This is a genomic window from Peptoniphilus sp. HMSC062D09, from assembly GCF_001811425.1.
GTDB lineage: Bacteria > Bacillota > Clostridia > Tissierellales > Peptoniphilaceae > Peptoniphilus_A.
On sequence record NZ_KV804685.1, the window covers coordinates 15133 to 30218 of the forward strand.

Below are 15086 nucleotides of genomic sequence, written 5' to 3' on the forward strand. Positions count from 1 at the left end.
CTATGTTTCAAAAAAATATTACAAAATTTATAATTTCTGACGGTTTTATAAAAATTAATAAAAATGACAAAGAAGAGTTAAATATTTCCTTGCCCTATAGAATTTTTAGGGACGGGGAGATTTTAGATTATCATCATTTTTACTACAAGTGCAGTAAAATCTTGGAAAAAATTGATTTCCAAAAGAGTGATAAGATAATTTTAATATTTGACTCTTCTTCTTTTATTCACATAAATTATAAAATTCCTGAAATAGATGAAAGCGAGATAAGAGATTTTCTTGCCTTAGAGCTTGAAGACTATGGAGATTTTAATTTATCAGGCTATGAAATTTTTTACGACTTCCTGAAAGAAGATAAAATTTTAAATCTATCAATTGACCTAGTTCCTAGAAAATTAATTTCAAAATTAAGGGAAGTTTTCGAAAAATTAGAAGTTGAAAATCTTGAGATAATTCCAGAGCCAAAATCCATAAATAAGAAGGGGAAATTTATTGAAATCGCACCAACTTATTTAAAATTTATTGTTGTAAAAAATAATTTAGTAAATACTTACGAAAAAATTTACGATGACAATATTGAAAAATTAATTTTGGACAACAAATTGGAAGAAGAAAATGCAAGTAATATAATAAATCTTCGCTACGACCCAGAGGAAGATAAAATCGATGAAGACTTTTTATTTAGATTTAAAAATTATTTTATAAGTCACATAAGGGAAATGGAAAATTTTTCTAAGGGCGAAGAAGTCTATTTATTTGGAAATATTTGCGACTCCAAGGAAATTAAGGATGCCCTATCATCTTATAGCAATTTGAAATATAAAATACTTGAAGAAGACCTTCACAACAAGCTGCCAATAAAGAAGGAGAAAAAAGAAAAGAAGACTAGAAAAAAGAAAAGCCCTATTAATTTTATTCTTCCCCTTGCCATGGCTATTGTAATAATTTTTAATGTCCTTTATTATTTTAACCTCAAAAAAGAAAATGAAAGGGCTTTAGCTGATGTCAAAGAAGTAAAAACTGAAGAAGTGGAAGATATTGATGTATCCAGCGACAAATTTCAAGAGAGAAATAAAATTTTTATAGATAAAATTTCTGAAATTCAAAAGCTTGAAGATGAAAATTTAATTATAACAGACTATTATTTCGACAATGGAAAGATGACAGTTAGAGGTCTTGTCAAGGACGAAGACCATTTTAATAGAGTCTTTAAGGAAATAAATATTTTGAGCAAAAATTTTTATATGGAAAATGGATTTTATAAATTTGAAATGCAGATAAAATAATTGTAAAATTTTATGGGGTGTTAATTTTGGAAATTGGAAAATTAAAAACTGAATTATTGGAAAAATATATTTTCAACAATTTAAGTTCAAATAGAAAAGAAGTAATAATAAAAAGTGGAACAGGACTTGACAACGCAGTAATGGACTTTGGAGGCGACTTAATTGTAGCTTCAACAGACCCCATAACTGGTGCCTCAAAAAATATTGGATCTCTTGCCATAAATGTTTCAGTAAATGATGTTAGCTGCCAAGGGGCGGATCCCGTTGGAGTTTTAATGACAGTTCTAATTCCACCAAGTGCTACTCTTGAGGACTTAAAGGAAATTGTGGAAGATGCAAATAAAACTGCAAAAAAATTAAATGTGGACATAATAGGCGGTCACACAGAGATAACTGATGCTGTAAATAAAATTTTAATTTCAACGACGGTATTAGGAAGAGTTACTAGAAAAGTTATGCCAGACCCTAAGAGTATTAAGACAGGAGATGTAGTCGCTGTTTCAAAATATCTTGGCATTGAAGGCACAAGCATTATTGCTCACGATAAAGATGAAGTCAGTGAAATTTTAAGGGAAGAAGAATTAAAATTTGTCAAATCCCTAGCAGATGATATTTCAGTTTTAAGAGAAGCTAGGCTGGCGACAAAATACGGCGTAAAGCATATGCACGACATAACTGAAGGTGGACTTTACGGAGCTCTTTGGGAAACTGGAGTTGCTCTTGGTCATGGTTTGAGAGCCTATTATGACGAGATACCTCTACTTGATGAAACAAAAAAAATTGCAGAATTTTATGGTCTTGATCCCATGAGACTCATCTCAAGTGGAAGTATGCTTATGATTTTTGATAAGGATAAATTTATTGATTTTAAAGATGAGGCAGATAAAAGGGGAATAAAAATCACAAAAATTGGAGAAGTAATTGATGATGAGATTACAGAAGTAATAGTAGGGGATGAAGTAATAAGTCTATCTGAACCAGGTTCTGATGAGCTTTACAAGGTAGTTTAGCAAATATTACAATTCGATTACAATATTGACAAATTAATTAATCCTATATAAACTTTAATTAGGTGAATTAAATGAAAAGAATTATTAAATTATCAATTTTATTTGTAGCAATGCTAATCAGTCCTGTTTTTGCTGCAAATATTTTTAATGTAAGTATATCCAACAAGCCTTATAAAGTTAAGGAAGCAGGAGTTCTAGTAAATAATGAATCACTTAAGACTGAATTTTCTCCTTACATAAAAGAAGGAAGGACTTTTGTGCCAATTCGCGAAATTACAGAAAAACTAGGTGCCGATGTTAAGTGGAATGGAAAAGATAAAAGCATAAAAATCACCTTAAATGGCGATGTAATTAATATGCAAATAAATAGTCCCACAGTCACTGTGAACGACAAGGAAATTGAATTAGACAATGCTCAAGCACCACAACTTGCCCTATATAGTAGTCCAAGAAAAGAGACAAAGACTATGGTGCCACTAAGATTTATCTCTGAAACTTTTGGTTACAATGTGGATTGGAACAATGACAAGGTTAGAGCAGAAATTAGCACAACTGGTGCAAAATCAATCATGGAAGATGACAAGGACAATAATAAAAAGACAAGCGAAAATAAAAATTCTAAGAAAAACTCAAACACTAAGAAAAATACTAAAAAGAAAAAGTCTAATAGCGTAAAAAAATCTAAGGTTGATTCAAAATCAATTTTTGATGACAGCTTTTTCCAATCAAATACTGAAAGAAAAGAAACAAAAAATATAAAGAACCAAATCAATAGAGGAAACGAAGACAAAATTTTTGAAGAAGCAGATTTAGACATCAAAGAAAAGGAAAATAGAGTCATAAAAGATAAAATCGAAATTAATGACAAATTAAATATAGTTATAGATCCAGGCCACGGTGGCAAGGATTCTGGCGCAATTGGCATAGATGGTTACACTTATGAAAAAGATTTAAATTTATTAGTTGCTGAAAGTTTAATGGAAAAGTTAAGTGAAAACTCTGAAATCAATGCAATAATCACAAGAGATAGAGACGAATACATCAAATTATTAGATAGAGCCTCTGTGTCAAATGACAGCAATGCAGATTTGTTCCTATCAATTCACTTTAACAGCTCTGACAATTCTAGCGCACAGGGAATAGAAGTCCTCTATGCATCTGAAAAGAATGTTAAAATCAAAGACACAGTTCAAAAGCACTTCGCCTCTTGCCTACAAAAGGCATTAATAAGAGAAACTGGAGCAGTGGACCGTGGAATTAAAAACACACCAGCTATAATTGTTTTAAATAAAACTAAAAATGTTTCCGCCCTTGTTGAACTTGGATTTGTGTCCAATGAAAGTGATTTGGAAACTATAAAGGACCCTGATTACATTGATAAATTAGCTAGGGGCATCTATAATGGTATAGAAGACTATATGAATAGCTATGTTATTAAATGAGAAAGGGAATTATGAGAGAAGATAGACAAAACGATGAAATAAGACCAATTATAATAAAACCAAATTATTTGGAACATCCAGATGGTTCGGTCTTAATAGAATGTGGAGAGACAAAAGTTATTTGCACAGCAATGATTGAAAATAAGGTCCCAACATTTTTGAGGGGAAAGAACAAGGGCTGGCTTTCCAGTGAATACTCAATGCTACCTGGTTCCACTCCAACGAGAAAGGTAAGGGACATCTCCAAGGGAAAACTTGACGGAAGAAGCAGCGAGATTTCAAGATTAATAGGCAGGTCTCTCAGGTCTTGTATAGATTTAGATAAAATTGGCGAGAGAACAATTTGGATTGACTGCGATGTAATATCTGCCGATGGTGGAACAAGAACAGCTTCCATTACTGGTTCTTATATTGCCTTAAAAATTGCCGTAAAAAAAGCCTTAGAAAGTGGAAAATTTGAAGAAGACCCAATGAAAGCTAAGGTAGCAGCAGTTAGTGTTGGAAAAGTCGACGGCGTAAATTTAGTAGATTTAGATTTTAAAGAAGATTCCAATGCCGATGTAGACTTAAATGTTGTTATGAATGACAAATTTGACCTAATAGAAATTCAAGGCACAGGAGAGGGTGATTCCTTTTCCATTGATGAGTTAAATGAATTTTTAAGGGGCGCAAAAAGAGGAATAGAAGATATTTTTAAATATTTTGAAATTGTGGAGCAGTATATATGAGAGAGATAGTTTTATCCACTGATAATATTAATAAATTGAGAGAAATAAGAGAAATCTTAGATGATCTTGACATAAAAATTTATGGAAAGTCTGACATAGAAGGTTTGGATTTTGAAGTAATTGAAGATGGCGACACATTATATGATAATGCCCTAAAAAAAGCCTCTGCCATGGCAGAAAGAGTAGACTATGCAGTCCTAGCAGATGACACAGGTCTATTTGTAACGGCTTTAAATGGAGAGCCAGGAGTTCACTCTGCAAGATATGCCTCAGAGCATGACGACAAAAAAAATAGAGAAAAATTATTAAATAATCTCAAAGACAAAGAGGACAGAAGCGCCTACTTTAAGACAGAGATAATTTTAATCGACGAAGACAAAAATATTATTCCCATTGAAGGAGTTTGCCCTGGAAAAATTTCTCTTGAAGAAAGTGGCGACAATGGATTTGGCTATGACAGCATTTTTATTCCTGATGGCTTTGACAAAACTTTTGCTGAAATGAGCCACGAAGAAAAAAACCAAATTAGCCACAGGGCAAGGGCTTTAAAAAATCTTAGAGATAAACTTTCTAATTTGTAAAAAATTATTGACAATAAATATATAATTTGTTAATATATATTTATTGTATGTGGTGGGTATGGCCTAGCTGGTTAAGGCGTCAGATTGTGGTCCTGAAGATCGTGGGTTCGATTCCCACTATCCACCCCACAATATTAGAAGTGTCCTAGACACTTCTTTTTTTGCTAGAGTGGCGGAATTGGCAGACGCACCAGACTCAAAATCTGGCGGTCGCAAGATCGTGTGGGTTCAAGTCCCACCTTTAGCACCAAAATGTGTATCACTTTTAATCAATTCTATTTGCGATTAAGTGATACACTTTTTTTATTTTAAAACTATTATAGAAAAATCCTTATATTTTCATTTTACATTAATCTATTTTTGTCAAATATTTTAAAACTTTACAATATCTTAAAGTTTTTTTCGATTATTGATAAAAAATTATGGGTACAAAACTTGTAGCAAAGGAGGTCAAAGTGAAAAATCTTAAAAAATGTTTTTACATGCTTCCATTTTTTATGCTTATGACAAATTCTGTCTATGCAGCAAGTGGAAGTGATTTTATAGAAAAATTTTTTTCCAATGATTATATTTTCACAATTTTACTTATTGTAGCAATAGTTGGTGCTGTGTTTGAGATTTTAACTCCAGGCTTTGGACTTGGCGGAATTATTTCAATAGGAGCCTTTGTACTATTCTTTTGGGGAAATATTGCAAGGGGAAACACTAACTGGTTTGAAATTTTGCTGTTTGTCTTGGGACTCTTATTACTAGGTTTTGAAATATTGATACCAGGTTTTGGAGTGGCAGGCATTAGTGGAATACTTGCAATATCAGTTGCCATAGTTTTGTCAATGGAGGATATTTACTTTGCTATTTTCTCTTTGGCAATTGCCCTGGTAATTGCTATAGTTTTGGGTATTGCCCTTGTTAAGAGGGGAATTAACTCAGAGCTTATAAATAGGCTTAGACTTTTCACTGAAAGCTCAAGTGAAAAGGGCTATGTGGGAGTGAAAAGTGAAGAAGTAAAGCTTGGCGATGTACTTATAACAAAGACAGCTTTAAGACCAACTGGCTATGCAATTTTTCATGAGGAAAAAATTGAAGTTATTTCAGATGTTGGTTTCATAGGAAAAGATGAAGAAGTTAGAGTAGTTAGAATTTCCGGCGCAAGAGTTTTCGTCGAAAAAAATATTTAGGAGGATTTATGAATTTTTATCCCTTTGGAAGCATTATAGTTATTGTCTTAATTTTAATATTTATATCCATATTTTTGTCCTTTGTTCCTATTGGACTATGGGTGACAGCATTTTTCTCTGGTGTAAGAATAAAAATTTCAGAACTTATTGGTATGAAACTTAGAAGAGTTAAACCTTCAAGAATAGTTAGACCTGCTATTAAGGCAACTAAGGCTGGTTTAAATCTTGAAATTGCAAGTCTTGAAGCCCATTATCTTGCAGGTGGTAATGTAAATACTCTTGTAGATGCACTTATTGCAGCTCAAAGAGCAAATATTCCTCTACAATTTGAAAGAGCAGCTGCCATTGATCTTGCTGGTAGAGATGTACTTGAAGCTGTTCAAGTTTCAGTTAATCCAAAAGTTATTGAAACTCCAAATATTTCTGCAGTTGCCCAAGATGGTATTGAAGTCATTGTAAAAGCAAAGGTAACTGTTAGAGCAAATATTGAAAGACTTGTCGGTGGTGCAGGTGAACAAACTATTATAGCTAGAGTTGGAGAAGGTATTGTAACAACTGTTGGCTCATCTCAAAGCTATAAGGCTGTCTTGGAAAACCCAGATTCAATTTCAAGAGTTGTTCTCGACAAGGGTCTTGACTCTGGTACTGCCTATGAAATTTTATCAATTGACATTGCCGATGTCGACGTTGCAAGAAATATCGGTGCAAGACTTCAAACTGATCAAGCTGAAGCTGACAAGAGAATTTCTGAGGCTAAGGCAAGTGAAAGGCGAGCTATGGCTCTTGCTCGTGAACAAGAAATGAAGGCTGAAGTTGAAGCCATGAGGGCAAAAGTTGTTGAAGCTGAATCACAAGTTCCTATTGCCATGGCTGAAGCTTTAAAGAGCGGCAATTTAGGTGTCTTTGATTATTACAAAATGAAAAATATTAATTCTGATACTGATATGAGAAATTCTATCTCAAAAATTTCTGATAAAAATCACAAAAAGGACAATAAATAATGAATCCAATGCTTAGTTTTTTTATCGCAATAATTTCTCTTATGCCTGCAATTATTTTCGTAGTATTTTTTAAGATCTTGCTTACGATTTTAAATAGGGGCAAAAGGAAATTTAATGAAGATTTTCATGAGGAAGAAAGAAATTTAAACAAATCAAAAAATTTTCACGAGGATAGAAGATCAGATGCAGATAGCTTGGCAAATGAAATAAAAAGGATAATCAAAGAAGAGAAAGAAAAAGAAAAGAATAAAAAGATTTCTAAAGAAGAATCTAAGAAAAATAAGAAAAATATCTTAATTGACAAGGACCCGAGACTTGGTCAAAGAAAGCTAAAGGAAAAACTTTTAGAAAAGAAAGAAGAAGAGAAAGAAGAAATTCCTCAAGAGAATTTGTCAAATACTTACAATCTTGAAAACACCTACAACTTATCAGAAAGCTACAATCTTTCAAAAACTTATAATCTAGAAAATGATGGAAAGATAGTTGACAGTGAATTTATAAGGGAATGTGAGTCAGATCAAGTTTTTTATGAAGATGAAAATGGCGAAAGTTTGAGCCTTGATTTCTTAGATTTTGCTGAAGAAGATTTGCCGAAAATTATTGTCTACAAAGAAATTTTTGGTGAACCTTTAAGTCTTAGATAAATAGTGGCTTGCTTTTCATAATCTATGGAAAAGTAAGCCTTTTTGTGGTATTATAATAGTCTAGTTTAAGGGGGTATATATTTGGCAAAAGTGGAAAGTTCCATTGATATTAATGATATAAATTTATTGTCAATTGTCTTTGGCAAATTAGACGAAAACATTGGCCTCATTGAGAAGGAATTAGATGTATCTATTAAGTCAAAAAATGACAAGGTTTTAATTTGTGGCGATGAAGAAAAAGTTGAGGATGCCACACTTTTATTAAAAAATTTAATTGAAACTGCAAGAAAACAAGATAGCTTAAGTCTTTCTGATGTTAGATATTCTATTTCTCTAATTAAAAACAATGAGAAGAGACCAGTTTCTGAACTTTTAAAGGACACTGTAGTTTACACTTCTATGGGTAAGCCCATAAGGGCGAAGACACTTGGTCAAAAGAGATATATTGACGCTATAAACAACAACGACATTGTATTTGGAATTGGACCTGCAGGTACTGGTAAAACATATCTTGCCATGGCGGCAGCAGTTCGCGCCTTTAAGTCAAAGGAAGTTAATAGAATTATCTTAACAAGGCCTGCTGTTGAAGCTGGAGAAAATTTAGGATTTTTGCCAGGAGATTTGCAAAATAAAGTTGATCCATATTTGAGACCACTTTATGATGCTCTCTTTGAAATACTTGGACACGATACCTACAACAATTTATTTGAAAAGGGACTAATTGAAGTTGCTCCTCTTGCCTATATGAGAGGTAGGACCCTTGACTCTGCCTTTGTAATTCTCGACGAAGCACAAAATACAACTAACGAGCAGATGAAGATGTTCTTGACTCGTCTTGGTTACGGATCTAAGGCAATAATAACAGGTGATGTCACTCAAATAGACCTTCCTCGTGGCAAACAATCAGGACTTAAAACTGTTCTTAGAATCCTTGCTGGAGTTAAGGGAATTGGCATAACTTATTTAAATAAAAATGACATTGTAAGACATCCTCTAGTTCAAAGAATTATTGATGCCTATGAAAAATACGAAAAGACTAATGAAAAGGCAGCAGAAGTAATAAAGGCTAAAAAGTCAAAAAGTTGGGAAAAATAATGGAAATTTATTACGATGACAGACAAGATGATATAAAAATTACTGATGAAATAAAAAATTTAATTGAAAAATCCATTGCTGCAGTTTTAAAGGTTGAAAATCTCCATGAAAATGTTGAAGTTTCAGTGTCCTTTGTTGGCGATGAAGAGATTAGGGACTTAAATAGAGACTACAGGGGAGTGGATAAAAGCACTGATGTCCTATCTTTTCCCATGGATGATGAATTTATTATAGACAACAGAATTCTCGGAGATGTTATAATAAATACAAGAAGAGTCATGGAGCAAGCAGAAGAACTTGGCCACTCTGAGGAGAGAGAACTATCTTATTTGACAGTTCACAGCATCCTTCATCTTTTAGGTTACGACCACATGGAAGATGAGGACAAAAAAGAAATGAGAGAGAGAGAAAAGCTTGCAATGAAGGAGCTTTCTATATACAGGTGATTTTATGAAAAAAGGACGATTTATATCTTCATTTAATTATGCAGTCCAGGGGATAATTTCTGTCTTAAAGACAGAGAGAAACATGAAGTTTCACTACCTTGCTGCTCTTGGAATAATTATTTTATCTCTTTTTTTTGACATTTCATCTACAGAATTTTTGTTGATGCTCTTTGCCATAACTCTTGTAGTTTTTGCAGAGATGATTAATACGGCAATAGAAAGGACAATTGACTTAGTTGTTCAAGAGTACAATCCAATTGCAAAATATGTAAAGGATGTATCGGCTGGAGCAGTTTTAATCACTGCAATAAATGCAATTGTAGTTGCCTATTTAGTATTTTATGACAAATTTGCATCCTTTGGAGATTTACTCTTATTTAAGATAAAAAATATGCCAAATCATTTAGCATTTGTGTCCTTACTAATAATAATTATTGCCACAGTTGGGGCGAAACTTTTAATGGCAAAAAAAAGTGGAGGTACATATTTTCAAGGTGGAGGGCTTAGCGGTCACTCTGCAATATCCTTTTGTGCAGCAACAATTATAACGATGATAGCAGAAAATTCCCTTGTGACACTTTGCTCCTTTGGACTTGCCTTTTTAGTTGCAGAAAGTCGCGTGGAAGGAAAAATCCACAAGGTTTCTGAAGTTGTTGTTGGTGCAATACTTGGAGTATGTGTTGCAATATTTGTATTTAAGGTAGTTGGTTAAATGGAATATAATAAATTAATTGAACTTGCAATAAAGGCAAGAGACAATATGACATATACGCCTTACTCACACTTTAATGTGGGTTGTGCAGTGGAGATGGAAGATGGATCAGTTTATACTGGTGGCAATATAGAAATAGCATCTTATTCTCCAACGAACTGTGCAGAGAGGACAGCCATTTTTAAGGCAGTATCTGAAGGCAAGAGAGAAATTAAAAAAATTGCCATAGTTGGGGACAGTGATTTCACTTTTCCTTGTGGAGTCTGCAGACAAGTTATTCGTGAATTTTCAAAAAATCCTGAAATAATAATTGCAAATTCTACTGAAGATTATAAAATTTATGGGATGGAGGAAATTTTACCTCATTCCTTTGGTCCAGAGGACCTAATGGGAGATGAAAATGACGGAAAATAATTTTAAATCGGGCTATGTATCTGTAGTTGGAAGACCTAATGTTGGTAAATCTACTTTACTAAATGCAATAATTGGTGAAAAAATTTCAGCAATATCTTCAAAACCACAGACAACAAGACAAAATATTACTTTTATTCACACTGATGATGATTCACAAATCATATTTTTAGACACGCCAGGCATTCAAAGACCAAAAAATAAACTTGGCGAATTTATGTTAACTGAATCAAAGGAAAGTATTGATGAAGCTGATGTGATAACTTACATCGTTGACACATCAAAGAAAATTGGAAAAGCTGAAAGGTCAATAATAGACATTCTAAAGGAATACCAAGACAAATTGCCAATAATTTTACTTATAAATAAGGTTGACACTATAAAAAAAGATGAACTTCTTGAAATAATTTCCATGTATGCTGATGAAGGAATTTTTAATGAAATTATTCCAATTTCTGCCATGAAAAATGATGGCGTTGACATTTATATTGAAACTCTAAAGAAATACTTAAAGCCTGGTCCAATGTACTATCCAGAGGACATGATTACAGATAAAAATGAAAGATTTATCGTAGCTGAAATTATTAGAGAAAAGGGCCTTAGATATTTAAACGAAGAAGTTCCTCATGGACTTGCCATATCAATTGAAAAATTCAAAAAGAGAGAAGACAAAAACATCTACGATATAGAGGCAAATATTTATGTGGAAAGGGATTCTCACAAGGGAATTTTAATTGGAAAAGGCGGCTCCATGCTAAAGAGGATTGGCACTCAGGCTAGAGAAGATGCCGAAAGACTTTTGGATGCTAAGGTAAATTTACAAATCTGGGTTAAAGTTGAAAAAAATTGGAGAGAAAGAGACAATTTGGTAAAGAGATTTGGCTACGACAAATAATTACACTTTGGGTATTGTCTTAAATGAAATGGAATTTGGCGAAAGCTCAAAAATTATTAGAGTTTTTACTAGAAATTATGGAAAAATTTCCATTATGGTAAAGGGAGCCATGACGCCAAGGTCCAAAAATTTAAGTGTCTCACAAGTTTTTGGTTTAAATGAATATCTTTTAAAAAAGGGACAAAACTTTTACTATATTGGCGATGCAAAAATTGTAGAATCAAACTTTAAAATTAGAGAAAGTTATGATAATTTAATTTATGCATCACTCCTTCTTGAGATTTTAGAAAAATCTTCACTTGGAGGAGAGGCAAATAAAAAAGTTTTTGATCTCATGAGAAAGACTCTGAGCTTTTTCAACTCAAGCAAGGATCCTATTTCCTTAGCACTTGCCTTTGAGCTTAAATATCTTTCCTTTATAGGTTATAGACCAAAACTTGAAGCCAAAGAAAAAGCCTACTTTTCTATAAGAGAGGGAATAATTGACTTTCAAGATCCCTATTCCTTTTCTCTATCAAGAAGAGACTTACTTTACTTAAATAAAATTCTCTATGGCAAGCTTGAAGAGTTAGAAAATATTGAAGAAATCAAAGAACTTGATGTAAATAGAAAAAAATATTTGCACAATATTATTTTAAAATATATAAAATACAATTTAGATATAAGCAGTTTTAAGTCAGATAAGCTGTTTAATTAAGGAGGAAAAAATGTATTTCCAAGATTTAATTATGACATTGGAAAATTATTGGAAGGAAAAGGGAGCAATTATAATGCAACCTTACGACACTGAAAAGGGTGCAGGAACAATGAATCCCAACACTTTCTTGAGATCTCTTGGTCCTGAAGAGTGGAAGGTAGTTTATGTTGAACCTTCAAGAAGACCTGCCGACGGTAGATATGGTGAAAATCCAAACAGACTTTACCAACATCACCAATTGCAAGTTATTTTGAAACCATCTCCAGAAGATGTGCAACAATTATACCTTGATTCACTTTTTGCAATAGGAATTGACCCAAAGAAACACGACATTAGGTTCGTAGAAGACAACTGGGAATCTCCTACACTTGGTGCATGGGGACTTGGTTGGGAAGTTTGGCTTGATGGGATGGAAGTTACACAATTTACTTACTTCCAACAAGTTGGCGGCGTTAACCTAGACCTTGAAAGTGCAGAGCTTACTTATGGACTTGAAAGAATTGCCATGTATCTTCAAAATGTTGAATCCGTTTACGATATTCAGTACAACGAAAATATAACTTATGGCGAAGTATTTAAGAAAAATGAATACGAACATTCAAAATATGCTTTTGAACTTGCTGATGTAGATATGCTTAGAAAATTATTTGATATGTATGAAGCTGAAGCTAATAGAGTCATAGAAGATGGCATAGTAATTGATGCCTACGACTACACATTAAAATGTTCTCATGCCTTTAACTTACTAGATGCAAGAGGAGCTCTTTCTGTTTCTGAAAGAACAAGTTATATTCAAAGAGTTAGAAATCTTGCGAGAGTAGTGGCAAAGACACATTTAAAACATAGAGAAGAAATGAACTATCCCCTTATCAACAGAGGTGAAATAAATGAATAATTATTTACTTGAAATCGGTGTGGAAGAGTTGCCTTCAAGATTTGTCAACATGGCAATTGAGCAGCTTAATGAAAAATCTAAAAAATTATTAACTGAAAACGAAATTGGTTTTGAAAATGTAAAAGTTTATGCAACACCAAGAAGACTTAGCCTTATTGTTGAAGGTCTTGACGAAAAACAAAAGGACATTCAAAAGGAAGTTAAGGGACCTTCTCTAAAGATTGCTTACGATGATGACAAAAAACCAACGAAACCTCTTTTAGGTTTTATGAAGTCACAAAACATCAGTGAAAATGACTTAATAATAAAAGAATTAAAGGGAACGGATTATGTTTTTGCAAATATTTCCTCAATAGGCAGAAAATCATCTGAAATTTTAGCTGAAATTATGCCTTCACTTATTAAGGACATTAATTTCCCTAAAAATATGCGTTGGGGCGGCAAAAACATTAGATTTGCCAGACCAATTAGATGGGTAGTGTCACTTTTAAATGACCAAGTAGTTGACTTTGACTTTGAAGGTATTCCTGTTGGAAATAAAACTAAGGGTCACAGATTTTTAGGTTCTTCAGAAATTATTATTGACCAAGTTAATAATTATGAAAAATTGCTTGAAGAAAATTATGTAATTTTAGACCAAAATAAGAGACGTGACATTATTAAATACGAATCAACAAAAATTGCAAAAGCCCTTGGTGGAGAAATTCATGAAAATGAAGATTTGCTTGAAGAATTAACTTACATTGTTGAATATCCATCTCCTATTAAGGGAAGCATTAAGGAAAAATACTTAACTCTTCCAAAGGAAGTTGTAACTACTACAATGATTGACCACTTGAGATTTACTCCAATTTATTCACAAGATGGCGAACTTCTTCCTTATTTTATTACTGTTAGAAATGGTACAAGAGACTACGAAGACATTGTAATTGCAGGCAACGAAAAAGTTCTTGGAGCAAGACTTGAAGATGCCAAATTCTTTTACGAAGATGACATCTCAAAGCCTCTTGAAGACTATGTAGAAAATCTAAAGGGAGTTTTATTCCACGACAAATTAGGCTCTATGCTTGAAAAAGAAAAGAGAGATGGCGTTGTGGCAAAGAAAATTGCCAAGTCACTTTCCTTTGCCGATGAAGCAATTGAAGCTCTTGATAGAGTAGCTCATCTTTCAAAGGCTGACTTAACTACAAAAATGGTAATTGAATTTACTGAACTTCAAGGTGTAATGGGAGAAATTTATGCCCTTAAATCTGGAGAAAAGGAAATTGTGGCAACAGCAATTAGGGAACAATATCTTCCAAAATTTGCAGGCGATGCTCTTCCAAAATCTAGTGTTGGCTCAATCTTCTCTCTTGCAGATAAAATTGACACAATAGTTGGACTTTTTGCCATTGGAGAAATCCCTACAGGTTCTACAGATCCATTTGCACTAAGAAGATCTGCAATTGGAATAATTAATATAATAAGAAAAACTGGCTGGAAATTTAATTTAAATGAAGTAATAGAAACAAGTTTATATGAATACATCAACGATTTAGGTCTAACTTTTGATCATGAAGAAGTTATTGCCAACATAAGAGAATTTTTCTTTGGAAGAATTAAGACAATGCTTCAAGAAGAAGGCATTAGATACGATATTATTGATGCAGTTTTAATTCCTGAAAGTGAAATTTACAATATATTTGAAAAAGCTAAGGAATTAAATGGATGGTTTAAAGATGATAGGACAAACTTTGTTGACGCCTACAATAGAATTAACAACTTGACAAAAGACATTAATTTCACAGAAATAGATGAAGAACTTCTAAAAGAAGATGCAGAAAAAAATCTTTACAATAAATTTGTAGAAAATGACAAGAAATTTAAGGAAGGGCTTTCTTCTGAAAATTACAAGGATGCAATGGATGCACTAAATGACTTAGTTCCATCAATTGACGCTTTCTTTGACTCCGTAATGGTAATGGCAGAAGATGAAAACATAAGACACAATAGACTTGCGCTTATAAATAGCATTGAGGAAAATATTCAAAAAATATTAAAAATCGAAAATATTGTAGAATAGGTC

At 32.9% G+C, this 15086-nt stretch carries 16 protein-coding genes and 2 tRNA genes; all 18 read left to right on the forward strand.

Translation table 11 applies throughout. The features are described from left to right. Positions 1–2 precede the first annotated feature (2 nt). The 18 genes from HMPREF2801_RS00330 (at position 3) to glyS (ending at position 15083) form a co-directional block, all read left to right on the forward strand. Positions 3–1286 carry a hypothetical protein gene (locus HMPREF2801_RS00330; RefSeq protein WP_070609927.1) on the forward strand — a complete coding sequence of 428 codons (1284 nt, stop codon included), beginning with the start codon at positions 3–5 and terminating at the stop codon, positions 1284–1286. A 17-nt stretch (positions 1287–1303) separates the two neighbouring features. After that, entirely contained in the window at positions 1304–2296 is a 993-nt protein-coding gene (locus HMPREF2801_RS00335; protein ID WP_246829949.1) for an AIR synthase family protein, read from the forward strand. A gap of 71 nt (positions 2297–2367) precedes the next feature. Beyond that, the gene (locus tag HMPREF2801_RS00340) at positions 2368–3738 is read left to right on the forward strand and encodes an N-acetylmuramoyl-L-alanine amidase (protein WP_070609931.1); all 1371 of its coding nucleotides are present in this window, start codon (positions 2368–2370) and stop codon (positions 3736–3738) included. An 11-nt stretch (positions 3739–3749) separates the two neighbouring features. Continuing rightward, positions 3750–4466, forward strand: coding sequence for a ribonuclease PH (rph, locus tag HMPREF2801_RS00345; protein ID WP_070610184.1), 717 nt, complete (start codon positions 3750–3752; stop codon positions 4464–4466). After that, a complete protein-coding gene (gene rdgB / locus HMPREF2801_RS00350) occupies positions 4463–5047 on the forward strand; it encodes an RdgB/HAM1 family non-canonical purine NTP pyrophosphatase (protein WP_070609933.1) in 585 nt (194 codons plus the stop codon). The genes rph and rdgB overlap by 4 nt, the downstream gene beginning before the upstream one ends. A gap of 52 nt (positions 5048–5099) precedes the next feature. Next, positions 5100–5176, forward strand: a tRNA-His gene (locus tag HMPREF2801_RS00355). A 34-nt stretch (positions 5177–5210) separates the two neighbouring features. Continuing rightward, positions 5211–5297, forward strand: a tRNA-Leu gene (locus HMPREF2801_RS00360). A gap of 205 nt (positions 5298–5502) precedes the next feature. Further along, a complete protein-coding gene (locus tag HMPREF2801_RS00365) occupies positions 5503–6225 on the forward strand; it encodes an NfeD family protein (RefSeq protein WP_070609935.1) in 723 nt (240 codons plus the stop codon). 8 nt (positions 6226–6233) lie between these two features. Then, positions 6234–7226, forward strand: coding sequence for a flotillin-like protein FloA (gene floA / locus HMPREF2801_RS00370; RefSeq protein ID WP_019124713.1), 993 nt, complete (start codon positions 6234–6236; stop codon positions 7224–7226). Continuing rightward, complete coding sequence (locus HMPREF2801_RS00375) at positions 7226–7870, forward strand: hypothetical protein (RefSeq protein ID WP_070609937.1); 645 nt, start codon at positions 7226–7228, stop codon at positions 7868–7870. The genes floA and HMPREF2801_RS00375 overlap by 1 nt, the downstream gene beginning before the upstream one ends. 81 nt (positions 7871–7951) lie before the next feature. Next, entirely contained in the window at positions 7952–8965 is a 1014-nt protein-coding gene (locus HMPREF2801_RS00380) for a PhoH family protein (RefSeq protein ID WP_019124711.1), read from the forward strand. Then, positions 8965–9411, forward strand: coding sequence for an rRNA maturation RNase YbeY (gene ybeY, locus HMPREF2801_RS00385; protein ID WP_070609939.1), 447 nt, complete (start codon positions 8965–8967; stop codon positions 9409–9411). The genes HMPREF2801_RS00380 and ybeY overlap by 1 nt, the downstream gene beginning before the upstream one ends. A 4-nt stretch (positions 9412–9415) precedes the next feature. Further along, entirely contained in the window at positions 9416–10123 is a 708-nt protein-coding gene (locus HMPREF2801_RS00390; protein WP_019124709.1) for a diacylglycerol kinase, read from the forward strand. Beyond that, a complete protein-coding gene (gene cdd, locus HMPREF2801_RS00395; protein ID WP_070609941.1) occupies positions 10124–10537 on the forward strand; it encodes a cytidine deaminase in 414 nt (137 codons plus the stop codon). After that, a complete protein-coding gene (gene era / locus HMPREF2801_RS00400; RefSeq protein ID WP_070609943.1) occupies positions 10524–11429 on the forward strand; it encodes a GTPase Era in 906 nt (301 codons plus the stop codon). Before cdd ends, era begins: the two co-directional genes overlap by 14 nt. Next, positions 11413–12126, forward strand: coding sequence for a DNA repair protein RecO (gene recO, locus HMPREF2801_RS00405; RefSeq protein ID WP_019124706.1), 714 nt, complete (start codon positions 11413–11415; stop codon positions 12124–12126). The genes era and recO overlap by 17 nt, the downstream gene beginning before the upstream one ends. 10 nt (positions 12127–12136) lie before the next feature. Then, the gene (locus HMPREF2801_RS00410; protein ID WP_019124705.1) at positions 12137–13021 is read left to right on the forward strand and encodes a glycine--tRNA ligase subunit alpha; all 885 of its coding nucleotides are present in this window, start codon (positions 12137–12139) and stop codon (positions 13019–13021) included. Then, entirely contained in the window at positions 13014–15083 is a 2070-nt protein-coding gene (glyS, locus tag HMPREF2801_RS00415; RefSeq protein WP_070609946.1) for a glycine--tRNA ligase subunit beta, read from the forward strand. Before HMPREF2801_RS00410 ends, glyS begins: the two co-directional genes overlap by 8 nt. Positions 15084–15086: the final 3 nt, after the last annotated feature.